The 21,280-nt window shown below is 65.9% G+C and carries 19 protein-coding genes; 10 read left to right on the top strand and 9 right to left on the bottom strand.

Going from position 1 to position 21,280, the window contains the following annotated elements:
* Window positions 1–253 precede the first annotated feature (253 nt).
* The 6 genes from rpmH (at window position 254) to QP457_RS21540 (ending at window position 7,418) form a co-directional block, all read left to right on the top strand.
* Complete coding sequence (gene rpmH / locus QP457_RS21565; RefSeq protein ID WP_006404565.1) at window positions 254–394, top strand: 50S ribosomal protein L34; 141 nt, start codon at window positions 254–256, stop codon at window positions 392–394.
* 5 nt (window positions 395–399) lie between these two features.
* Window positions 400–894: a ribonuclease P protein component gene (rnpA, locus tag QP457_RS21560; RefSeq protein WP_025875580.1), complete on the top strand. Its 495-nt coding sequence runs from the start codon at window positions 400–402 to the stop codon at window positions 892–894.
* On the top strand, window positions 894–2,609 hold the full coding sequence (gene yidC / locus QP457_RS21555; RefSeq protein ID WP_180164769.1) for a membrane protein insertase YidC: 1,716 nt from the start codon (window positions 894–896) through the stop codon (window positions 2,607–2,609). Before rnpA ends, yidC begins: the two co-directional genes overlap by 1 nt.
* 130 nt (window positions 2,610–2,739) lie before the next feature.
* Window positions 2,740–5,409 (top strand): polysaccharide deacetylase family protein, encoded by a 2,670-nt coding sequence (locus QP457_RS21550; protein ID WP_205404610.1) that lies wholly within the window; start codon window positions 2,740–2,742, stop codon window positions 5,407–5,409.
* 3 nt (window positions 5,410–5,412) lie between these two features.
* A complete protein-coding gene (gene mnmE, locus QP457_RS21545) occupies window positions 5,413–6,762 on the top strand; it encodes a tRNA uridine-5-carboxymethylaminomethyl(34) synthesis GTPase MnmE (protein ID WP_205404609.1) in 1,350 nt (449 codons plus the stop codon).
* 68 nt (window positions 6,763–6,830) lie between these two features.
* Window positions 6,831–7,418, top strand: a complete 588-nt coding sequence (locus QP457_RS21540) for a sce7726 family protein (protein ID WP_205404608.1) — start codon at window positions 6,831–6,833, stop codon at window positions 7,416–7,418.
* Here QP457_RS21540 and QP457_RS21535 read toward each other — a convergent pair.
* Complete coding sequence (locus tag QP457_RS21535; RefSeq protein WP_240196453.1) at window positions 7,366–8,448, bottom strand: beta family protein; 1,083 nt, start codon at window positions 8,446–8,448, stop codon at window positions 7,366–7,368. The two genes, QP457_RS21540 and QP457_RS21535, sit on opposite strands and share 53 nt — an antisense overlap.
* A gap of 222 nt (window positions 8,449–8,670) precedes the next feature.
* Here QP457_RS21535 and QP457_RS21530 point away from each other — a divergent pair, with 222 nt between their 5' ends.
* Window positions 8,671–9,786: a glycerophosphodiester phosphodiesterase gene (locus QP457_RS21530; RefSeq protein ID WP_205404606.1), complete on the top strand. Its 1,116-nt coding sequence runs from the start codon at window positions 8,671–8,673 to the stop codon at window positions 9,784–9,786.
* A 149-nt stretch (window positions 9,787–9,935) separates the two neighbouring features.
* Here QP457_RS21530 and QP457_RS21525 read toward each other — a convergent pair whose 3' ends face one another.
* A complete protein-coding gene (locus QP457_RS21525) occupies window positions 9,936–10,706 on the bottom strand; it encodes a rhomboid family intramembrane serine protease (RefSeq protein WP_099819415.1) in 771 nt (256 codons plus the stop codon).
* A 106-nt stretch (window positions 10,707–10,812) separates the two neighbouring features.
* On the bottom strand, window positions 10,813–11,769 hold the full coding sequence (locus QP457_RS21520; RefSeq protein ID WP_025875596.1) for a TerC family protein: 957 nt from the start codon (window positions 11,767–11,769) through the stop codon (window positions 10,813–10,815).
* Between the two features lie 351 nt (window positions 11,770–12,120).
* Here QP457_RS21520 and QP457_RS21515 point away from each other — a divergent pair, with 351 nt between their 5' ends.
* The gene (locus QP457_RS21515) at window positions 12,121–13,290 is read left to right on the top strand and encodes a class I SAM-dependent rRNA methyltransferase (protein ID WP_180164790.1); all 1,170 of its coding nucleotides are present in this window, start codon (window positions 12,121–12,123) and stop codon (window positions 13,288–13,290) included.
* Between the two features lie 72 nt (window positions 13,291–13,362).
* Here the strand turns inward: QP457_RS21515 and QP457_RS21510 are convergent, their stop codons facing one another.
* On the bottom strand, window positions 13,363–14,229 hold the full coding sequence (locus QP457_RS21510) for a hypothetical protein (RefSeq protein WP_205404605.1): 867 nt from the start codon (window positions 14,227–14,229) through the stop codon (window positions 13,363–13,365).
* A complete protein-coding gene (locus QP457_RS21505; protein ID WP_205404604.1) occupies window positions 14,226–15,044 on the bottom strand; it encodes a protein klaA in 819 nt (272 codons plus the stop codon). Before QP457_RS21505 ends, QP457_RS21510 begins: the two co-directional genes overlap by 4 nt.
* 157 nt (window positions 15,045–15,201) lie before the next feature.
* Between QP457_RS21505 and QP457_RS21500 the strand changes: the two genes are divergently transcribed.
* Window positions 15,202–16,443: a dipeptidase gene (locus QP457_RS21500; RefSeq protein WP_205404603.1), complete on the top strand. Its 1,242-nt coding sequence runs from the start codon at window positions 15,202–15,204 to the stop codon at window positions 16,441–16,443.
* A 70-nt stretch (window positions 16,444–16,513) separates the two neighbouring features.
* Here QP457_RS21500 and QP457_RS21495 read toward each other — a convergent pair whose 3' ends face one another.
* The 3 genes from QP457_RS21495 to QP457_RS21485 all read right to left on the bottom strand — a co-directional run bounded on the left by QP457_RS21495 (window position 16,514) and on the right by QP457_RS21485 (window position 19,644).
* Window positions 16,514–17,941 carry an amino acid permease gene (locus tag QP457_RS21495; protein WP_205404602.1) on the bottom strand — a complete coding sequence of 476 codons (1,428 nt, stop codon included), beginning with the start codon at window positions 17,939–17,941 and terminating at the stop codon, window positions 16,514–16,516.
* A gap of 154 nt (window positions 17,942–18,095) precedes the next feature.
* Complete coding sequence (locus QP457_RS21490) at window positions 18,096–18,509, bottom strand: hypothetical protein (RefSeq protein ID WP_205404601.1); 414 nt, start codon at window positions 18,507–18,509, stop codon at window positions 18,096–18,098.
* 46 nt (window positions 18,510–18,555) lie between these two features.
* A complete protein-coding gene (locus QP457_RS21485) occupies window positions 18,556–19,644 on the bottom strand; it encodes an aldo/keto reductase (protein ID WP_205404600.1) in 1,089 nt (362 codons plus the stop codon).
* Window positions 19,645–19,743: 99 nt separating this feature from the next.
* Between QP457_RS21485 and QP457_RS21480 the strand changes: the two genes are divergently transcribed.
* On the top strand, window positions 19,744–20,712 hold the full coding sequence (locus QP457_RS21480; RefSeq protein ID WP_205404599.1) for a LysR family transcriptional regulator: 969 nt from the start codon (window positions 19,744–19,746) through the stop codon (window positions 20,710–20,712).
* Here QP457_RS21480 and leuE read toward each other — a convergent pair.
* Window positions 20,650–21,279 (bottom strand): leucine efflux protein LeuE, encoded by a 630-nt coding sequence (gene leuE / locus QP457_RS21475; RefSeq protein ID WP_165378510.1) that lies wholly within the window; start codon window positions 21,277–21,279, stop codon window positions 20,650–20,652. The two genes, QP457_RS21480 and leuE, sit on opposite strands and share 63 nt — an antisense overlap.
* Window position 21,280: the final 1 nt, after the last annotated feature.

Below are 21,280 nucleotides of genomic sequence, written 5' to 3'. Positions count from 1 at the left end.
CAGCAATAATTGTCCGGTGGCCGATGCATAGGCGCGAAAAGGCGCCCAAACACAGGCCTGAAAGGGGGAAATGGATGGCTCAGCCTACCACCGAGCGCCCGCCTTCGGAATGCTTGTCCCGTACTTATTCACAAAAAGATCCACAGCTATTGCACAGCCCGGTGAATTGGCGTAGCAGACAGGGGTTGACGGGAGGGGGGACACCTCTCTAAAATTTCCGGTTCTTTCCGTCCCATTCATACGAGAGGCCCACATGGCCACCAAGCGCACCTTCCAGCCCAGCAACCTCAAGCGTAAGCGCGACCACGGCTTCCGTGCCCGTATGAAGACCGCTGACGGCCGCAAGATCCTGTCGCGTCGCCGCGCCAAGGGCCGCAAAGTCCTGAGCGCCTGATTGCCATGCCGCATCCAGCGGCAGACGCAATCCATTCGACAGTGAATACTGCAGACCCGCGCAAGCGATTCCCTCGCTCTGCGCGGGTTCGCACGCGTGCCGAATATTCAACGGTCTTCAACGGCGCCCGCCGTGTGTCCGATCCGCTGATGACCCTGCACTGGCTACCGGCTGACCGGCCGGCCAGGCTGGGTCTGGCGGTTTCCCGCAAGGTCGATCCTCACGCCGTTGGGCGTAACCGGATCAAGCGCGTCCTGCGCGACGCCTTGCGTCAGACACGAACCGACATACAGCCAGGCGACTTCGTCGTCGTGGCTCGTACTGCTGCGCGTCATGCCAGCAACGAAGATATCCGCCAGGCCTTCCTGCGCCTGTTGCGGCGCCTGCGCGCATTGCCCGCGCCGGGCGTGGACGGCACAATGCCGCCGCCTGATGGCATTGCCATTTCCTCCGTCACCGAGCCGGCACCGCGTCCCGGCCCCGCTGAGCCTGCCTGCTGATGAACCAGACCCGTGTTTTCCTGATCTTTGCCTGGCTGATGGTGGCCGTGCTGCTGTGGATGGAGTGGAGCCGCGAGAAGTCCGCCCCGACCCCGGCGCCGACGACCAGCTCGGCCCCGGCCGCCGCACAGAGCGTCCCCGGTGCAGCCCCGGGCAGCATCCCCAGCGCGCAGGTTCCCGGTGCTCCGGGCCAGCCCGCTGTACAGGCCCAGGCCAGCGCCACCCCGTCCGCACAGCGCGTGACCATCACCACCGACGTGCTGCGCCTGGTGCTCGATGGCGGCCGCGTGCTTGATGCCGAACTGCTGCAGTTCCCGCAGAGCAAGGACGAAGGCAGCCCGCCGGTGCGCCTGCTGACCGAAGACCCCGCGCATCCGTACAGCGCGATCAGTGGTTGGGCCAGCGAAGACAAGAACACTCCGGTGCCGGGCGCCGACGGCTTCAAGCTGGTCGGTGACACCCGCGACTTCGTGCTGGCCAAGGGCCAGGACGAACTGCAGGTCCCGTTCGTGTGGACTGCCGACAACGGCGTGACCATCAAGCGCACCCTGATCGTCGGCCGCAACGAGTATGCGATCCGCTTCAAGGACGAGGTCAGCAACGCTGGCGCCGCGCCGTGGAACGGCTATGTCTACCGCACCCTGGACCGCACCCCGACGATCCTGTCGCGGAGCATGACCAACCCGGATTCGTTCAGCTTCAACGGTGCCACCTGGTACGACAACGACAAGAAGTACCAGCGTCGTGCGTTCAAGGATTACCTGGACGATGGCGCGCTGAACCAGAACATCACCGGTGGTTGGCTGGCGATGCTGCAGCACCACTTCTTCACCGCCTGGATCCCGCAGAAGGACCAGACCGCACACTACGTGCTGTCGCAGGTGGCCGGTCGTGACCTGATCGAAGCGCGCGGCCCGGCCTTCACCGTGGCCCCGGGCCAGTCCACCAGCACCGAGGCCCGCCTGTGGGTCGGCCCGAAGCTGGTCAACCTGATCGCCAAGGAAGACGTGCCGGGTCTGGACCGTGTGGTCGACTACAGCCGCTTCTCGATGATGGCGGTGATCGGCCAGGGCCTGTTCTGGGTGCTCAACCAGGTGCACAAGCTGGTGGGCAACTGGGGCTGGGCCATTGTCGGCCTGGTGGTGCTGCTGAAGATCGTGCTGTATCCGCTGTCGGCGACTCAGTACAAGAGTGGCGCCAAGATGCGTCGCTTCCAGCCGCGCATCGCACAGCTGAAGGAACGCTATGGCGATGACCGCCAGAAGTTCCAGACCGCGATGATGGAGCTGTACAAGAAGGAAAAGATCAATCCGATGGGCGGCTGTCTGCCGATCCTCATCCAGATGCCGATCTTCTTCGCTCTGTACTGGGTGCTGGTGGAATCGGTCGAACTGCGCCAGGCGCCCTGGTTCGGCTGGATCCAGGACCTGACCGCACGCGATCCGTACTTCATCCTGCCGGTGATCAACGTGGCGGTGATGTGGTTCACCCAGAAGCTGACGCCGGCACCGGGCATGGACCCGATGCAGCAGAAGATGATGCAGTTCATGCCGCTGGTGTTCGGCGTCATGATGGCCTTCATGCCGTCCGGCCTGGTCCTGTACTGGGTGGTCAACGGTGGCCTGGGCCTGCTGCAGCAGTGGTGGATGACCAAGCGTCACGGCAGCGATCCGGTGCCGGCTACGGCGGCCACCGCCCCGGCCAAGAAAAAGTAAGAGGTAGACGTCGACCTTGGTCGACTGCTCCCCAGGGTCGATCGACCCAGCAAAGGCCCGCCGCAAGGCGGGCTTTTCGCATGCGGCGTTAGAATCGCCGACACACCATTCCCCATTGTTCGAGTCCGCCATGCCGCGTGCGCCGTCGTTCCGTCTGTTCCTGCCCAGCCTGCTGCTGACCCTGCTCGTGGCCGGCTGCGGCGACAAGGACGCGCACGCACCGGCGGCGGTTACCCAGCCGAGCGCACAGGCTGCCGCTGCCGCCGACCCGGCCGCAGCACCGCTGCTGGGCGCATTGCAGAAGCAGCTCGACGGCTATCGCCGGATCATCGTGCTGCTGGCCGATGAGGAACATCAGTCCGCGGCCGATCGCACCACCTCCACCCGCATCGGCCAGCAGCTGTTCCACGACGGCCTGGAACAGCGCAGCGCCATTGCCGCGCAGTTCGACACGCTGCTGCGTGGTAGCAGCCCGCAGCGCTTCGCTACCCTGGGCACGGTGCTGGATTACATCGAGTCGGCACCGGAACTGTTCGATGCCGATCGCCTTGCATTCCGCGAAGTGCTGCGTGACCTGCACGAACGCATCGGCGCCGATTCCTCGTTGCCGGCGGTGAAGCTGCACCAGCGCATCGGCGAAGACCTGGAGGCGCTGGACGAGATCGAGCGCAACTACAACCAGGAACTGACCCGCATCTTCAGCCGCTTCGAGCGCACCCGTGCCATCGAACTGAAGCGCGAGAAGTGGGACGACTACATCGCGCACCTGCACAAGGACTACAGCCGCGAAGCGATCCTGCGCGACTACGGCGTGATCGAACCGTACCCGATGTCGATGAAGGACAGCGACCGCGAGATCTTCGGCCGCGACCTGCCGCCGAAGACGGTGGTGCTGACCTTCGACGATGGCCCGCACAAGGCCTATACCGATGAAGTGGTGGCCATCCTCAAGCGCTACGACGTACCGGGCGTGTTCTTCGAGGTCGGCCGCAACCTGGGCAAGGTCGAGACCGACGGCAAGGTCAGCCTTGGGCCGATGGCGAAGATCAGCCGCAACCTGATGGAAGAGGGCTACGCCGTCGGCAACCACAGCCTGACCCATGCGCAGTTGTCGCGTACCACTGGCGATGCACTGCGCCAGCAGGTGCTGGACACCGACACCCTGCTGAAGGACGTCGACAGCAAGCGCGCGCCGCTGTTCCGCTTCCCGTATGGCGCGCGCAACGCCGAAGGCCTGCAGCTGCTGAACGAGGCGGGCCTGAAGTCGATCATGTGGAACATCGATTCGATGGACTGGGCCGACCCGGTGCCGGAATCGATCGTGCAGCGCGTGCTCGATCAGGTGAACAAGGAACAGCGCGGCATCATCCTGTTCCACGATATCCACGACCGCGCGGTGAAGGCACTGCCGCAGATCCTGGATCGACTGATCGCCGACGGCTACCAGTTCGCTGGCTGGAATGGCCGCGACTTCAGCGTCGCCCGCCCGCGCAAGGGCAGCGACCGCGATGCCACCGTCACCACCGGCTACGAAAAATCGTGGGCGATCGTGGTCGGCATCGACAACTACGCCAAGTGGCCGAAGCTGGAATACGCCAGCCACGACGCGCAGGCGGTGGCCGATACGCTGACCGGGCAGTTCGGCTTCCCCTCCTCGCAGGTGATCGTGCTGAAGAACGAACAGGCCACCCGCAACAACATCCTGGCCGCCTTCCACGACCGGTTGTCCGATGACCGCACCGGCAGGAATGATCGCGTGTTCGTGTTCTTCGCCGGCCATGGCGCGACGCGCCAGCTCGCCTCCGGTCGTGACCTGGGCTACATCATCCCGGTCGATTCGGACCCGAAGGAATTCGCCACCGATGCCATCGCGATGACCGACATCCAGAATATCGCCGAGAGCATGCAGGCCAAGCATGTGATGTTCGTGATGGATGCCTGCTACAGCGGCCTCGGCCTGACCCGCGGCGGCCCGTCGTCGTCGTCGTTCCTGCGCGAGAACGCACGCCGCAGCGCGCGACAGATGCTGACCGCCGGCGGCGCCGACCAGCAGGTTGCCGATGCCGGCCCGAACGGGCACTCGGTGTTTACCTGGGTGCTGCTGCAGGCATTGGCCGGCAAGGGCGATCTCAATGGAGATGGCCTGATCACCGGTACCGAGCTGGCCGCATATGTGGCACCGGCGGTGTCGGCGGTCTCGCACCAGACGCCCGCCTTCGGCAGCCTGCCCGGCTCGCAGGGCGGCGAGTTCGTGTTCCAGGTGCCGGACAGCCAGGAATACCTCAACGCCGATACCCGGCAGCTGACGCCCGATGCGATCGCACTGAACAACAAGGTTGATGCCGCGCAGGATGCCAAGGGCGCCCAGGCGCCGGTGACCGTGGCCGACCTGCAGGGCGGCAAGGCCAAGCTGGTGGTGCCGACCGCCGGCCCGGCCTCCGACCGCCAGCGCGCGCAGCAGGCCAATGACCGTGGCCTGCAGCTGTACCGCGAGAAGCAGTACGACGAAGCCGCCCTCCAGTTCACCGAGGCGCTGAAGCTGCGCCCGGACTTCGCCCAGGCGGCCAACAACCTCGGCTTCGTCTACTACCGCCAGCAACGCTACGCCGAAGCGGCGCGCTGGCTGGAGAACACCTTGAAGATCGATCCGTCGCGCGCGGTGGCCCATCTCAACCTGGGCGATGCGTACTTCCACGCGGGCGACAAGGCCAAGGCGAAGCAGGCCTACACCACCTATCTGGCGCTGCAGCCGCAGGGCAGTGGTGCGGCGCAGGCGCGCGCGCAGCTGGAGAAGCTCTGAGCAATGAACGACGCGATTCGTACCGACACCATCGTGGCCATCGCCAGCGCACCGGGCGCAGGTGGCGTCGGCCTGCTGCGCCTGTCAGGCCCGCGCGCCGCAGCGATTGCCAACGCACTCGGCGCACCGACGCTGCGCCCACGCCATGCGCACTACGCGCGCCTGCGCGATGCTGACGGCGAGGTGATCGACGACGGCATCGTGCTGTGGTTCCCGGCACCCAACAGCTTCACCGGCGAAGAAGTGGTGGAACTGCAGGGGCATGGCAGCCCGGTGCTGCTGCAGCAACTGGTTGCACGCTGCATCGCGCTGGGCGCGCGCCAGGCGCGGCCAGGTGAGTTCAGCGAACGCGCCTTCCTCAACGGCAAGCTCGACCTGGCCCAAGCCGAAGCCATCGCCGATTTGATCGCCGCCGGTGACAACCGCGCCGCACGTGCGGCACGCCGTTCGCTGGATGGCGTGTTCTCGCGTCGCATCGACACTGTGGTCGAACAGCTGGTGCTGCTGCGCATCCACGTGGAAGCGGCGATCGATTTCGCCGACGAACCGCTGGATACGCTCGGCGGCGCGCAGGTGCGGCGTGGGCTGGAGCAGGCGCGTAGTGACCTGGCCTTGCTGCGCCGTGATGCCGAACGCGGCCGTCGCCTGCGCGATGGTCTGCATGCCGTGCTGATCGGCCCACCGAATGCCGGCAAGAGTTCGCTGTTGAACGCGCTGGCCGGCAGTGAGCGGGCTATCGTCACCGACATTGCCGGCACCACCCGCGACACGCTGCGCGAGACGATCCGACTGGATGGCCTGGAGCTGACCCTGGTCGACACCGCCGGCCTGCGCGAGGGTGGCGATGCCATCGAACGCGAAGGCATGCGCCGCGCGCATGTGGAAATCGAGCGCACCGACCTGGCGCTGATCGTGCTGGACGCGCGTGACCCGGCGGCGGGTGAAGCGGCGCTGGGCGATGCCGTGGCCGGCGTGCCACACAAGGTCTATATCCACAACAAGTCGGATCTGCTGAAGGCGATGCCGGCGCTGGACGACCCGGACCGCGTGTTCGTTTCCGCTGCCACCGGTGCGGGACTGGACGAGCTGCATGCGCGTCTGCGTTCGATCGCCTCGGCCGGCGCGGGTGAGCAGGTGGACGGTGAGTTCTCCGCGCGTACGCGCCACGTGGATGCCATCGAGCGCGCGCAGGAACATGCGCAGCGTGCCGATGCAGAGCTGGTGCACGAGCACCTGGAGCTGGCCGCCGAGGAACTGCGGTTGGCGCATGATGCGCTGGGTGATATCACCGGGCAGATGAGTGCGGACGATCTGCTGGGAAGGATCTTTTCCAGTTTCTGCATCGGCAAGTAGTGCGCGGTGAATTGCGACATGCCTGAGTTTCATGCATTACAGCGACTCCCTCTTGGTACGATTCGACAATGGACCCGATAACCGACAGCGACGTCAGATCAGCGCTCCTTCGCAAGGTGATCGCCGAGCACGTGGCCAATCCCCATACGCTGGTCGTGGAGGAGATGGGGCTCGCTCGCGGCGCCTGCCGTGTTGATGTCTGTGTCATCAATGGACATCTGCATGGTTACGAGATCAAGAGCGACGTCGACACGCTGCGCAGGCTTCCTGTGCAGCAGCAGTTCTACTCAAACGTTCTCGACAAAGCGACGATTGTCGTGGGGCAGCGGCATCTTGACCGCGCACTGGAGGTCTTGCCGGAGTGGTGGGGGGTACGAACGGTATCGCGCGGCGCGCGTAATGCGGTGCGAATGGAGCTTTTACGACCCGCGAGGCTCAATCCGTCGGTCAATGGGATGGACGTTGCCGCCCTTCTCTGGCGTGATGAGATCACGACACTGATCTGTGCAAGGAATCCGGACAAGGCAGCGCTGCGCGGCAACCGCGCAGCGCTGTGCGAGCGGCTTGGAGAGGTATACAGCCTCGCCGAGATCCGCACGCTGGTCAGGGAACAGTTGAAGCGCCGGACACATTGGCGAGGTCGCGAACAACCTTAGTCAGGTGGTGGTTGGTCGCCACCGTTGGCCAGGTTGAACTTCCGCCCGTGCTGGCGACGCTGTTGGCGCAATCTTCGATGTACTCGTCGCCAGCACTGTAAGTTCGCCCCATGAATACTACAGGTCGATCAGAGATCAGGTGCCTGCACAGGTCGCGATACTGGTCGCGGCCATTGCGCTTGACCTGGGTGCCGACGATGATCCGCCACTGGTCATCGATCGTGTATTTGATCTTTGCATTCGGGTCGAACAGACGTGGGTCCATCATCTCGGTCTGTGGTGACGCGCATCCGTAGTCACCGAACCATGGCTGACGCAGCGGGGTACTGGCAGCGAGCCGGGTGTACCCACGCCATTCGCGACGATGAACATCTCCATGAGGACGATACCCTGCTGACGGGTTCAGGCTTGCGGGGAAGCTTCCGCCGGCCACGGTGAGCGATCTCCACCGGCTGATGTATGGCAGTCCCGCGATCCATGCCTGCCAGATCGATGCCTGCAGGGTCGGAGAATCTGCGACATCTGCCGCACTGTCCAGAACGATGTCCACCTGTTCTGGTGTTACGCCCAGGAGATGCATCAAGCCGTCGATCTTTGCCGAAGGATTGCCTTCCAGGTCATCGGGAATCAAGCGCAGTGCGCAGCCACGACTATCCTGCGCGATGATGCTGGCGACCGCCTGTTGATACGCCAGATGCCGCCCGAGACCGGTGACCGGGATGGCTTGGCAGGCCGACGCCCGCGCGAGATCGAAGACGTGCGCGAGGTGATGGTCTCCATTGGCCATCGTGTCGTCGCCGGCAAGATGTGGTGAATCGAACAGGCAGCTGCGCTTCTTCCAGTTGGTGCTCAATCGCTTGCCGACATTCTTCAGATGGTCGTCGAGCGACTTGGCGGGTGCATCGTTCTCGAAGTCCCACTGTTCGACCGGGATCTCGAACAGGGGATACATCCAGTCCTTGATGGTCTCGCGTGTACGACCTACAGCGAGGTACTCACCTTGCCGCCATTTCAGGATGGGCACGTACATTGTCTTCTCCATGGTCTGATCCTCCCAACATCGGTGTTGGTCAGTCGAGGCTATGGCCCATCCTTTCCGCGGTTCAATCGGAAAAATTGCAGAATCGAATCCAATTGGGGGCAGCACGATCATTGGCCGACCGCAGGCAGGCAGCCGAATACCTGTTCCCCCAACCTGTCACATTCCCGCCGCATACTGACGCCCATCACAAACCGCTTTGGGGAAGTCGCAGTGAAGTCGTGGGGTCGTGTGTTGCTGTTGTCGCTGGCCGTGGCACCATCGGTGGCCATGAGTGCTGAATCTCCCCCTCCGGCCGCGTCCAAGGTGTCGGTCTACGGTCATCGTGGCGCAAGCGCGCTGCTGCCCGAGCACACCTTGGCGGCGTATGCGCAGGCCATCGCCGACGGTGCCGATTACATCGAACCGGACCTGGTGATGACCAGGGACGGGGTGATGGTGGCCCGCCACGAGAACGAGATCGGTGGCACCACCGATGTGGCCGAGCACAAGGAATTCGCCAAGCGCAAGACCCGCAAGGTCATCGACGGGCAGACGGTCGAAGGCTGGTTCACCGAAGACTTCACTCTCGCCGAGCTGAAGACCCTGTACGCCCGCGAGCGACTGCCGGAGTTCCGCAGCACCGCCTATGACGGCCAGTTCCGCATCGCCAGCCTGGACGAGATCCTGGCGTTCCTGGTCCAGCAGGCAGGTCGTGCCAACCGTGGCATCGGCCTGGTGCCGGAGATCAAGCACCCGACCTATTTCCAGTCGATCGGCCTGCCGATGGAAGACAAGGTGCTGGCTGCGCTGCGTGGCAACGCCTATACCAACGTAGGCCCGGTCACCATCCAGTCGTTCGAGACCGCCAACCTGCGTTACCTGCGCGGCAAGATCCCGCGTGGCAGCAACATCCGCCTGCTGCAGCTGCTGTGGAAGGGCGATACCCAGCCGGCCGACATCGCCAAGGCCGGCGGCGCGCTGACCTATGCGCAGATGATGACCCCGGCGGGTCTGAAGGACGTCGCGGCCTATGCCGATGGCATCGGCCCGGAGCTGCGCTCGATCATCCCGCTGGATGCCAACGGTGCGCTGGGCACGCCGACGTCGCTGGTGCGCGATGCGCACGCGGTGGGTCTGATGGTGATCCCGTATACGTTCCGCCCGGAGAACCACTTCCAGGCCAGCAACCTGCGCAAGGGCGCGGACAATGCGCGCAATGCGGAAGGGTCGATCGCCGAGATGCGCGCCTACCTGGCGACCGGCATCGATGCGTTCTTCACCGATGACCCGGCGCTCGGCCGGCAGGCGGTGGATGGAATGGGCGCGGCGGGAAACGCGGCGGATTGATGCGACGGTGGTAGGTGCCAACCTTGGTTGGCACGCGGTCGCTGCGGGGGCATGAACGCCGGAGGCAGGAGCGCCGACCAAGGTCGGCGGCCACCGGGTCATCGGTGATCGGGGGCAGAGCCCCTTCGGGGATCCGACCCCGCCACCGCTCAACCGCGCGGGTCTTCCGGCCGGCGGAACGGGACGACCACATAGTCCTGCCCTTCGCGCGGCTGCCACAGTACCGGCACGCGCTGCGGCGACGGCGGCTCGAGTTCGTCGTCGGCCAGCGGCTCGATCTCTTCTTCCTCGTCTTCCCAGCTGTAACGCGGGCGCGGCGGCAAGGGATCGGCGTTGCGGAACAGCAGCGCAGCGATGATGCCGGCGAAGGCACCGCCCATGTGCGACTGCCAGGACACGCCGTCGGCGTGCGGCAGCACGGTCATCAGCATGCCGCCGTAGAACAGCATGCCGATCAACCCGGTGGCGATGGCCGCGCGGTCGCGGCGCAGCAGGCCGAGGCTGGCCAGCAGGAACATCAGGCCGTGGGTGACGCCACTGGCGCCGAGATGGAAGCTGCCGGGGTTGCCCAGCATCCACGCACCGATGCCCGAACCGACCCACAGCAGGGGCAGGGCACGTAGCGTGGCCTTCGGATAAACGCTGCCGGCGAGGGTGCCGAGGATCAGGATCGCGGCGCTGTTGGCGGCGATGTGTTCGACCGAGGCATGCAGCAGCGGCCCGCCGATCAGACCGAGCAGGCCCTTGGCTTCCAGCGGTGCCACGGCCCAGGGTCGCCAGTCGAAATGGTCCTGCAGGGCGAACACGGCCACCAGCACCAGCACGGCAGCCAGGCTGGCGTTGAAGGCGCGCAGGATGCGCGTGCGGTCGTTGCGGTCGGCCGGCGCGTCGCCGGCGGGCAGGGGCGCGTTCGTGTTCATACCCTCAGCAATGGCGGTGGCCGGCGCGAAACCAAGGCCACCGCTGCGGGAGAGTGGCTGCGGCCGGCGGGACAATCCCCCGGCCGCATCCTTCAATCCGCCTGGATCAGGCGCCGCCTTCCTTCGGCGGATTCTTCAGGCTCAGCACCACCGTAGCAGCGATGATCACCGCGACCACGCCCAGCGAGATCGGGGTCGGGATCTTGAACAGGTCAATGATCATCATCTTGATGCCGATGAAGGCCAGCACCAGGGCCAGGCCGTACGGCAGCAGGTGGAAGCGGTCAGCCATGCCGGCCAGCAGGAAGAACATCGCACGCAGGCCGAGCACCGCGAACACGTTGGAGGTCAGCACGATGAACGGGTCGGTGGTGATCGCGAAGATCGCCGGGATGCTGTCCACCGCGAAGATCACGTCGGTGACTGCAATCAGGATCAGCACCGCGAACAGCGGGGTGAACCAGCGCACGCCGTCGCGCTTGACGCTCATCGCGTTGCCTTCGTAATCCGGCAGCAGGCGCAGGTGCTTGCGCATCCAGCGCAGGGCCGGATTGGCTTCCAGGTCAGGCTCCTGGCCCGCGGCGAACCACATCTTCCAACCGGTGAAGAGCAGGAAGGCGCCGAACACGTAGAGCAGCCAATGGAACTGGGTGATCAGCACGCTGCCGGCGAAGATCATGATCGTACGCAGCACGATCGCACCCAGAATGCCGATGATCAGCACCTTCTGGCGCTGTTCCTCCGGCACCGCGAAGTAGCTCATGATCATCAGGAAGACAAAGATGTTGTCCACCGCCAGCGCCTTCTCGACCAGGTAACCGGTCAGGAACTCCAGGCCGACCTTGTTGGCCACGACCTGGCCGGCGGTCTCGTTCAGGTAGAACCAGAGCCCGCCGTTGAAGGCCAGCGCCAGCGCGACCCAGCCGATGGACCACCACAGGGCTTCCTTGAAGGTGACCTTGTGCGGGCCACCGTGGCGCATCAATACGAGGTCGACCAGCAGGGCGATGACCACCACCGCTGCGAAGCCGCCCCACAACCACAAATTACCGATCGTCTGCATGGGTTTGTCCGTTGGGAAATGAAAAATGCCTCAAGCCGGACGGCGAGGATCTGCAACGGAGGATCGGGAGGGGATCCAGGGACAGAGCTTCGCCAGTACGGCGAAGGTCTCGCTCGCAGTTCCGATGGGCCGGAACTGCCGTTGCACCGGAGCCTGCGGGCTCGAATTGACGGCGACAACGTCTGGGAGCTACTCCCCTTCTGCCGCCGATTCTGCGGCCTGGCCGGGCCGGCGTCAAATGCACTGGGGCGGGGGGCCAGCTCTGGTAGGTGCCAACCTTGGTTGGCACACCGGCCCGGGGTCAGAGCCCCTGTGGGGATCTGACCCCGGCGCCCGGTTTACAATAAGTGGATGAATACCCCCCTTCCCGTTGTCCGCCTCAAGAACGCGTGGCGTTCCAGCCACCCGTGGATCTTCCAGAAACTGGTCGAGAAGCCGACCGTCCGGCCCAAGCCCGGCTCCCTTGTCGACGTCGTCGGCGTGGATGGCGAGTTCATCGGCCGTGGCTTCTACAACGGGCATTCGCGTATTGCCGTACGCATCCTCGAAACCGACCCGCAGACCCCGGTGGACGCCGGCTGGTTCTCGCGCAAGATCGCCCAGGCGGTGTCGCTGCGTCGTGAGGTGCTGAAGCTTGATGCGGTGTCCGACGCCTGGCGCGTGGTGCACAGCGAAGGCGACGGTCTGTCCGGCCTGGTGGTGGACCGTTACAACGACCTGGTGGTGGTGGAGTTCTTCGCCGCCGGCATGTTCCGCCACCGCGAGTGGATCTACGACGCCCTGCGCGAACAGTTCCCGGGCTGCCGTTTCCACAGCTTCGCCGACGAACACGTGCAGAAGCAGGAAAGCTTCGACTTCCATGGCAACACCACCACCGAAGCGTCGGTGATCACCGAGTACGGCATCAAGTTCCGCGCCGACCCGGCCGGTGCGCACAAGACCGGTTTCTTCGCCGACCAGCGCGAGAACCGTGAGTGGCTGAGCCAGCAGGTGGAAGGCAAGAGCGTGCTCGACCTGTGCTGCAACACCGGCGGCTTCGCCGTGTATGCGGCCGCGCGTGGTGCATCGGAAGTGGTCGGCATCGACATCGATGAAGACGTCATCCAGATCGCCAAGGGCAATTCGCGTCTGAACAACGTGCGCCCGAAGTTCGTCCAGTCTGACATCTTCCCGTGGCTGCGTGATGCGGCCAACCGCGGCGAGAAGTACGACGTGGTAATCCTGGACCCGGCGAAGATGACCCGCGACCGCGAGCAGGTGATCACCGCGCTGAAGAAGTACCTGGACATGAACAAGCTGGCGCTTGGCGTGGTCAAGCCCGGTGGCCTGTTCGCCACGTTCTCCTGCACCGGCCTGGTGGCCGAGGACCAGTTCCTGGACATGCTGCGTCGTGCGGCGTACTTCTCTGGCCGCACCATCCAGATCCTGAAGGTGGCCGGCGCCGGTCCGGACCATCCGTTCATGGCCCACGTGCAGGAATCGCGTTACCTGAAGGCCGTGTTCTGCCGCGTGGTGGATTGATCCACGGCGCGTGGAGCCGAGTGATGCTCGGCTCCCGTGCACAGCGCGGAAGACTGTCCGCGCGCGCCAGCCTCAGGGCTGCGCGCGCGGCGGCGCAGGAACCGGCTGCAGCTGCTGCAGTAGCCCGTTGATCACGTCGGACCTGCGACGCAGGTGGCGACTGAGCACGATCGCCACCGTACCCAGCGCCAGCAGCGCCGGTACCGCGAGCAGCGCCAGTACCCAGCCAACGTCGAACAGAAGCCAGCTCAGCAGACGCTGGTCATGCCATCGCTGTGACCGTTCGGAGCGCGGCAGGCCGGCTGCTTTCTCGAAGCGGGACTGCATTGCCGGCGATACCGGAACTCCGATGTCCTCGCCATTGGCCAGCGCACGGGCGGTGGCGACAACGGCCGATGAAGCCACGCCGTAAGGCAGCTCCTGCTGTGCACGCAGATAGGCCTGCCACTGCGGGCTGAAGCTGCTGAAGTCTGGACTGGCGATGAGCGCGTCCAGCTGGCGATGGTCGAGTCGATCGCCCTGGCCCATGGCGGGTGCGGTGATGCCCATGCTTCCCAATGCACCGCACAGCAGCATCGAACCCAGCGCGAACGACCAGGCGAAGCGGCGAACGCGATGGCGGCCGAGCAGGTCCCGCACACCGAAGAACATCCACACCAGCAGCAAGGGCGTCATGACCAGCAGGATGACCAGCTGCTTGCCTGTGTCCTTCGCGCCATAGCCGGCCGGCACGTGCGCCCACGAGGGCGGGCCCAGTTCGGTGCCGGTGAATGCCAGCGCCATGTAGGCCAGTGCCGTGGCCGCCAGCGGAATGCAGGCCAGGCCGAAGACCCGAAGCAGTGAGGCCCGTCGGTAAAACGCGCGCAGACCCGGAACGGCTTCCGCACGCGCCTGCAGGTCCGGCGGGATCTGCAGCGGATCGCGTACCGGCGCGCTCATGCCGGCACCCCCGACGTGCGCAGCAACTGCTGCAGCGCCTGCTTCAGCTGGTCCTGCGCCTGCGCAGCACTGGCGATCATCTGTGGGCTGGCGTTGTCGCTGTTGTGCAGCGCCTGGATGGTCTGGCGCCAGATCGGCAGCAGGATCTGCACGGTCTCGCTGTAGCGGTCCAGCAGGTCGATGGCATTGCTGCGTGCCAACTGCACCTGCACCCGGCTCATCGAATGACTGGCAAGCAGGGCGGTCAGGTTGGCCACACGACGCTGCAGCCGCTCAGCCGGGCGGTCGAGTACCGGCGCATCATCGGCGCTGTCGACGGCTGCTGGCAGTTCCTGCAGGAACTGCATGCCTGCATCGATGTAGATCTGTAGTCGCACACCCTGTACGTCATGCTCAAGCAGCTGCGCATCCAGTCGATCGACGCTGGCGCGCACGGCGATGGCCTCGCGCTCGATCCTGGCCAGCACATCGCCGTTGCTGCCCATGGCGATGCGCCGGTGCAGGCGTTCTTCGATATCGGCACCGGTGAACCGCTGCCACCAGCCCGCGCGCTGAAGCAGGGCATTGGGATCGTGCTCGGACAACCGGCTGACCAGTTCGGCAAGCGCCTGGGCCAGTGCGTTGGCGCTGCCATCCTGCCAGGCCGGCTCGGCGCTGGCACTGGCCAAGTCGGCCGGGCCATAGCGGCCGATGTCGGTGCGCCCGGCAAACAACGGTGGCAGCACATCACGCTTGAGCTGCTCGACAGTGACCACGCTGGCGGGGACAGGCGCTTGGCCCTGCACGGGCAGCGCCGGAGGCTGGGACTTCGACATCGGTGTTTCCATTCCATGGTCGACGCAGCACGCGGTGCTGCACGCTGCCCTTATCGGCTGCGGGCGAGTGTAATGGAGCTGGCTGGCCAATGCGGCACTACCCGCGTTGGCCGTCCCGGCGCTATGGTCGTGTCCTTCCCATTGCCGGTGGATGCCCATGCCGTCGTTGCGTCGTCTCTCCCTGCTGCTCGCGCTGGCGCTGAGTGCGCCGCTGTCCGCCCATGCCATCGACTTCAGCGCGCAGGAACTGGCCCGGGCCAAGGCACTGCAGCAGCGCCTGCTGACCCTGGACAGCCATCTGGATACGCCGGCCAACTTCGGCCGCGACGGCTTCGACATCGAGCAGCGGCACGACCGTAATGCGCTCTCGCAGGTGGATTACCCGCGCATGGTCGAAGGCGCGCTGGATGGCGGCTTCTTTGCGATCTACACCGACCAGGGCGATCGCACTACCGCTGCGCATCTGGCCGAGCGCGACCACGGCCTGCAGCGTCTGCTGGAGATCCGCGAAATGCTGGCCGCCAATCCCGAGCGCTTCGCGCTGGCGCTGACCGCCGATGACGCAGCGCGCATCAAGGCCGCCGGCAAGCGTGTGGTCTACATCAGCATGGAAAACGCCAGCCCGCTGGTGGCCGATCCCAGCATGCTGTCGTTCTATCACCGCGCCGGCCTGCGCCTGCTCAGCACCGTGCACTTCGCCAACAACGAGTTCGCCGATTCGGCCACCGACCCCAAGGGCGCGGAGTGGAAAGGCCTGAGCCCGGCTGGTAAGGACCTGGTGCGGCAGGCGGTGAAGCTGGGCATCGTCATCGATCAGTCGCACGCCTCCGATGCCGTGTTCGACGATCTGCTGGCGATGATGCCGGTGCCGTTCGTGTTGTCGCACAGCTCGGCCAAGGCGATCTACGACCACCCACGCAACCTCGATGACGCGCGCCTGCGCAGGCTGGCCAAGGCCGGCGGGGTGATCCAGGTGAACGCGTATGGCGGCTACCTGATCGACACCGCCAAGTCGCCCGAGCGCAAGCAGGCCGAAGAGGCCCTGAGCAAGCAGCTGGGTGGCTGGGAAGGCATGACCATCGAACAGGGCGTTGCCCTGCAGAAGGCCGAGCAGGCACTGGACCACGAACATCCGGTGCGCCATGCCAGCCTGGACGACTTCTTCGCCCACTTCGAGCACATCCTGAAGGTCGTCGGTCCCGAGCACGTCGGCATCGGCCTGGACTGGGATGGCGGCGGTGGCCTGAGCGACCTGCCTGATGTCAGCCAGTTGCCGAAGATCACCGCGTGGCTGTTGCGCAAGGGCTACACCGAGCAGCAGATCGCCGCCATCTGGGGCGGCAACCTGCTGCGGGTGATGCGCCAGGCGCAGGACTACGCGGCAAAGCAGGGCGGCTAGCCGCCCTGCGGCAGGGCCGGCCGCTGGCCGGCAATCCCCAAAGACCGCCGGGCATGGCCCGGCGCTACCTTTACCGGCCGATCAGCGCGTTGCGACGGCTGTAGGCGAAGTACAGCACCAGGCCGACCACGTTCCACGCCAGGAAGTACAGCTGGGTGGTGTGCGGCAGGCTGACGAACAGGTAGATGCAGCCCAGCGCCGCCAGCGGGCCGACGATGAAGGCGAACGGCGTGCGGAAGGTACGTTCGCGGTTCGGCTCACGCACGCGCAGCACCACCAGGCAGATGCCAACGGCGGTGAACGCGGCCAGGGTGCCGGCATTGGCCAGTGCGGCGATCTCGTCGAGGCGCGCCACACCGGCCAGCGCCGACACCACCACGGCGGTGAACAGCGTGGTCGCCACCGGCGTGCCGGTACGTGCGTTGACCTTGGACAGGCCACGTGGCAGCAGGCCATCGCGGCTCATCACGAAGAAGATGCGGCTTTGGCCATACAGGAAGGCCAGCAGCACGGTAGGCAGGGCGATGATGGCGATCACGCCGATCAGCATCGCGGCGGTTGGCTGGCCCAGCTGGCGCATGATCAGTGCCAGCGGCTCGGCACTCTGGCCGAACACGGTGTAGCTCATCGCACCGATCGCGGCCAGCGCCACCAGCACGTACACGATGGTGCAGCCGACCATCGAGCCGATGATGCCGATGGACAGGTCGCGCGCAGGGTTCTTGGTTTCTTCGGCGGCGGTGGAGATCGCATCGAAGCCGTAGAACGCGAAGAAGATAATCGCCGCTGCGGCCATCACGCCGCGTTCGACGCCATCCGGTCCCAGCGTCTTGGCGAACCCGTAGGGCATGAACGGCTGCAGGTTGTTGGCGTCGAACGCCGGCAGGGCCACCGCCACGAAGATGGCCAGCGCGATCAGCTTGAACACGACCAGGATCGCGTTGAGGGTGGCGCTCTCCTTGGTACCGGCCATCAGCATCAGTGCCACCAGCCAGGTGATGACGATGGCGGGCAGGTTGATCATGCCGCCATCGACGTGCGGGCCCGCTGCGAGCATGGCCGGCAGGCGCAGGTCCCAGCCGAACTGGGTATGCACCCATTCCAGGAAGCCGACGAAATAGCCGGACCAGCCGACCGCCACGGTACTCACCACCAGCGAGTACTCCAGGATCAGGCTCCAGCCCACCACCCAGGCGAAGACTTCGCCCAGGGCACTGTAGCTGTAGGTATAGGCGCTGCCGGCGGCCGGCATCATCGTGGACAGTTCGGCGTAGGCCAGTGCCGCGCAGGCACACACCGCGCCGGCGATGGCGAAGGAGATCAGCACGGCGGGGCCGGCGCGGTCGGCACCGACGCCGATCAGGGTATAGATGCCGGTGCCGACGATGGCACCGATGCCCAGCGCGATCAGGTGCGGCCAGCTGAGGGTCGGGACCAGGCGCCGGCCGGCTTCATGGACGGTGACGGAATCTAGGGACTTGCGCCGGAGCAGGGACATGCAGGCCTCGGAAGGGGTGACTGAGAACGACAAGTCCCCGAGTGTGACCGAACGCAGCGCAGCATTGCCACTGACGGGGGTCATGGCCGGCACAGCGCGCGCTGGACTGTGGGCACGCTGCCGGAATCGGCACAAACGGCCTCAGTCCAGGCGGCTACCAGTGACAGCCGTCGTCCTGAAAGGCGTTGAAGTCTTCTTCGAAATCCGTGCGGCGACCGTCTCGGGCCCGCACGTAGCTGAAGCTGTAGATCCGTGCGCCCTGCGTGCTCAGCGTGTAGTGACCGTTGATGCGGCCCTCCACGCGCTCTTCCCAGACGGTATCGAACTGGTAGGGGCGGTCTTCGTCCAGCACCGTGGTCTCTTCGGAAACCCGGTGCAGCGGCAGGCGCTCGCGGTGCCCGGCGTAGCGCACATCGGCGCGGCCATCGTCCAGCCAGCGCCATTCCAGGTGGATCGTGCCGTTGGCACCGCCGGTGAGGCAGCGGTGATCAGGTGCGGCCGTGGCCGATCCACTGGCAAGCAGCAACACCAGGGCTGCAGCGACCGCGAGCGTTGGTGTTGCGGTCATGGCGCCTCCTTCCAGCATGGGGCGCCAGCATAGCGCGCCCCCGGTATTACCTGCCCGGTGCGCGTGGCTGCAGACGCGTACCACCGCTCATCAGCATGCGCGGCAGCGGCATCTGCAGGAAGTCGTGCGGAAAGGCCGGCGCGACCGCGCTGATCGCATCCAGCCGTGCCAACGCCTCAGCCGGCAGCGCCAGATCCAGCGCCGCCAGGTTGTGTTCCAACTGGTCCAGGGTGCGTGCACCGACGATCGGCATGGCCCCGGCCGCAGGTCGTTGCAGCAACCAGGCCAGAGCGACCTGCGCAGCCGAGTGCGACAGCTCTGCCGCGATCGCAGCGACTTCCCCGGCGATGTTCAACGAACGCGGCGTCAACGCGCCATTGATGAGCGCGACATTGCGTCTGGAACCACCCGGCGCGGCCTCGGCGGTCTCGGCTGCGGCCAGGTCCGCCGCGCTGTATTTGCCGGTCAGCACGCCGCTGCCCAGCGGCGACCACGCCACCACGCCCAACCCGAGCGCATCGGCCATCGGCAGCAGTTCGTGTTCGACGCTGCGCTGGATCAGGCTGTATTCGATCTGCAGTGCCACCAGTGGCGACCAGCCGCGTAGATCGGCCAGGGTCTGCATGCGCGCGATCTGCCAGGCTGGCGTGTCCGAGATGCCGGCGTACAGCACCTTGCCGCTGCGCACGAGGTCGTCGAAACCGCGCATCACCTCGTCCACCCCGGTGGTGTCGTCCCAGGCGTGCAGGTACAGCAGATCCAGGTAGTCGGTGCCGAGCCGGCGCAGGCTGTCCTCCACCGAGCGCATCATGCTCTTGCGATGGTTACCGGCGTTGTTCGGATCGCCCGGCACGGTCGCCAGGGTGTACTTGCTGGCGATCACCAGCCGTTCGCGGCGGCCTTGGGCGAACCGCCCGAGCAGGGTCTCTGCGCTGCCATTGGTGTAGTTGTTTGCGGTATCGACGAAGTTGCCGCCACGTTCGACGTAGGCATCGAAGATGCGGCGGGCCTCGGCTTCGTCCGCGCCCCAACCCCAGTCGGCACCGAAGGTCATCGTGCCCAGCGCCATCGGGCTGACACGCAGGCCGGAGCGGCCGAGCAGGCGGTAGTGATCAAGTGACATGTGGCATTCCATCGGAGGAGGCGGGTGTTCCGCCGGGAGGCCAAGCATCCGTCCGATGATCTTGTGGATAAACTGGATGCAGTCGAACTGACAATGAAGGAAGGCTTCACAATGGATCCCTCCGCACCGCTGTCTGCGGTGGTTGCCTTTGTCCACGTGGCCGACCACGCCAGCTTTACCCGTGCCGCCGATGCCCTGGGCGTCTCGACCTCGGCGCTGTCACAGAGCGTGCGTGCGCTGGAGGCGCGGATGGGCGTGCGCCTGTTGCAACGGACCACGCGCCGGGTGGGTCTGACCGAGCACGGCGCACGCTTCCTGCAGCGCGTGCGTGGCGGGTTGGCACAGATCGAATCGGCCTTCGACGACCTGGACAGCGCGCGGTCCGTGCCGGCCGGTCGGCTGCGCATCACCCTGCCACGCATCGTTGCCGAACGCCGGGTTCTGCCGGCGCTGCCGTCCTTCCTGGCCCGGTATCCGCAGGTAGAGGTGGAATTGTGCGTGGAGCCGGCGCTGACCGATCTGGTCGCCGAGGGGTTCGACGCCGGCATCCGCCTGGGTGAATCGTTGGCGCAGGGCATGATCGCGGTGCCGATCGGGCCACCCGAGCGCCAGGTGGTGGTGGCCACGCCGGGCTACTTCGCGCGCCACGGGGTGCCGCTGAGCCCGCAGGAGCTGCAGCGCCACGACTGCATCGTCCATCGCCGCGCCAATGGCCGGCTCATGCCCTGGGAATTCAGCCGTGAGGGGCGTGACCTGGACGTAGCCGTCGCGGGGCGGCTGGTGTTCAACGATGCCGAACTGGCCTATGCGGCGGTGCTGGCTGGGCTCGGCATGGCGCAGGGCTTTGCTTCGCTGGTCGCCGACGACCTGGCCGCCGGCCGCCTGCGCAGCGTGCTGGAGGACTGGCAGCCGCCGTTCCCCGGCTTTCATCTGTACTACCCGGCGCGCGAGCATATGGCGCCCAAGCTGCGGGTGTTCATCGACCACCTGCGCGCGGCCCTCCGCGCCGACGGGCTCTCAGCCGTTCAGGCCCAGGCGGATGCCGAAGCCGACCAGGAACAGGCCGGCCACACGCCGTAGCGCATCGCTGACCCGCGGGTGCTGGATCAACCGACGGCGGGCCAGGTTGCCGACCCAGATCAGCAGCGAGCAGTAGGCGATGCTGACCACGAAGATGATCCCGGCCAGCGCGGCGAACGTGGCGATGCCCTGGTGGGCCTTCGGGTCGATGAACAGTGGCAGGAAGGCCATGTAGAACAGGATCGCCTTCGGATTGAGCAGGCTGACCAGGATCGCCTGGTGGAAGTAGCGGCCCGGCTGCATGCGCACCGGGCCAACCTCGGCACCGTCGCCCTTGGGCGTGCGCAGCAGGCTGATGCCTACCCACACCAGGTACGCCGCGCCGAGATACTGCACGGCATGGAACACCGTCGGATTGGCCTTCAGCAGCGCGGCCACGCCGGCCAATGCCAGCCACATCAGGATCTGGTCGCCGACCAGCAGGCCGGCCAGCGCCGTGTAGCCGCCGCGTACACCGCCACGACCGGTGGCGGTCAGCAGGGTGAAGGTGCCCGGCCCGGGCAGGGCCAGAAACACCAGCACGGCGAGCAGGAAGGTCCACAGGTCCTGGATGCCCATCCACGGCATG

The organism is Stenotrophomonas sp. As-7 (genome assembly GCF_030291015.1).
Classification (GTDB): Bacteria; Pseudomonadota; Gammaproteobacteria; order Xanthomonadales; family Xanthomonadaceae; genus Stenotrophomonas; species Stenotrophomonas lactitubi.
This window is presented reverse-complemented; position numbering and strand designations above follow the sequence as displayed.

Bases quoted from the DNA above. Each gene is read 5' to 3' on its own strand.
- rpmH (WP_006404565.1), top strand. From the start codon at position 254: ATGGCCACCAAGCGCACCTTCCAGCCCAGCAACCTCAAGCGTAAGCGC.
- rnpA (WP_025875580.1), top strand. From the start codon at position 400: ATGCCGCATCCAGCGGCAGACGCAATCCATTCGACAGTGAATACTGCA.
- yidC (WP_180164769.1), top strand. From the start codon at position 894: ATGAACCAGACCCGTGTTTTCCTGATCTTTGCCTGGCTGATGGTGGCC.
- QP457_RS21550 (WP_205404610.1), top strand. From the start codon at position 2,740: ATGCCGCGTGCGCCGTCGTTCCGTCTGTTCCTGCCCAGCCTGCTGCTG.
- mnmE (WP_205404609.1), top strand. From the start codon at position 5,413: ATGAACGACGCGATTCGTACCGACACCATCGTGGCCATCGCCAGCGCA.
- QP457_RS21540 (WP_205404608.1), top strand. From the start codon at position 6,831: ATGGACCCGATAACCGACAGCGACGTCAGATCAGCGCTCCTTCGCAAG.
- QP457_RS21535 (WP_240196453.1), bottom strand. From the start codon at position 8,448: ATGTACGTGCCCATCCTGAAATGGCGGCAAGGTGAGTACCTCGCTGTA.
- QP457_RS21525 (WP_099819415.1), bottom strand. From the start codon at position 10,706: ATGAACACGAACGCGCCCCTGCCCGCCGGCGACGCGCCGGCCGACCGC.
- QP457_RS21520 (WP_025875596.1), bottom strand. From the start codon at position 11,769: ATGCAGACGATCGGTAATTTGTGGTTGTGGGGCGGCTTCGCAGCGGTG.
- QP457_RS21515 (WP_180164790.1), top strand. From the start codon at position 12,121: ATGAATACCCCCCTTCCCGTTGTCCGCCTCAAGAACGCGTGGCGTTCC.
- QP457_RS21510 (WP_205404605.1), bottom strand. From the start codon at position 14,229: ATGAGCGCGCCGGTACGCGATCCGCTGCAGATCCCGCCGGACCTGCAG.
- QP457_RS21505 (WP_205404604.1), bottom strand. From the start codon at position 15,044: ATGTCGAAGTCCCAGCCTCCGGCGCTGCCCGTGCAGGGCCAAGCGCCT.
- QP457_RS21500 (WP_205404603.1), top strand. From the start codon at position 15,202: ATGCCGTCGTTGCGTCGTCTCTCCCTGCTGCTCGCGCTGGCGCTGAGT.
- QP457_RS21495 (WP_205404602.1), bottom strand. From the start codon at position 17,941: ATGTCCCTGCTCCGGCGCAAGTCCCTAGATTCCGTCACCGTCCATGAA.
- QP457_RS21490 (WP_205404601.1), bottom strand. From the start codon at position 18,509: ATGACCGCAACACCAACGCTCGCGGTCGCTGCAGCCCTGGTGTTGCTG.
- QP457_RS21485 (WP_205404600.1), bottom strand. From the start codon at position 19,644: ATGGAATGCCACATGTCACTTGATCACTACCGCCTGCTCGGCCGCTCC.
- QP457_RS21480 (WP_205404599.1), top strand. From the start codon at position 19,744: ATGGATCCCTCCGCACCGCTGTCTGCGGTGGTTGCCTTTGTCCACGTG.
- leuE (WP_165378510.1), bottom strand. From the start codon at position 21,279: ATGCCGTGGATGGGCATCCAGGACCTGTGGACCTTCCTGCTCGCCGTG.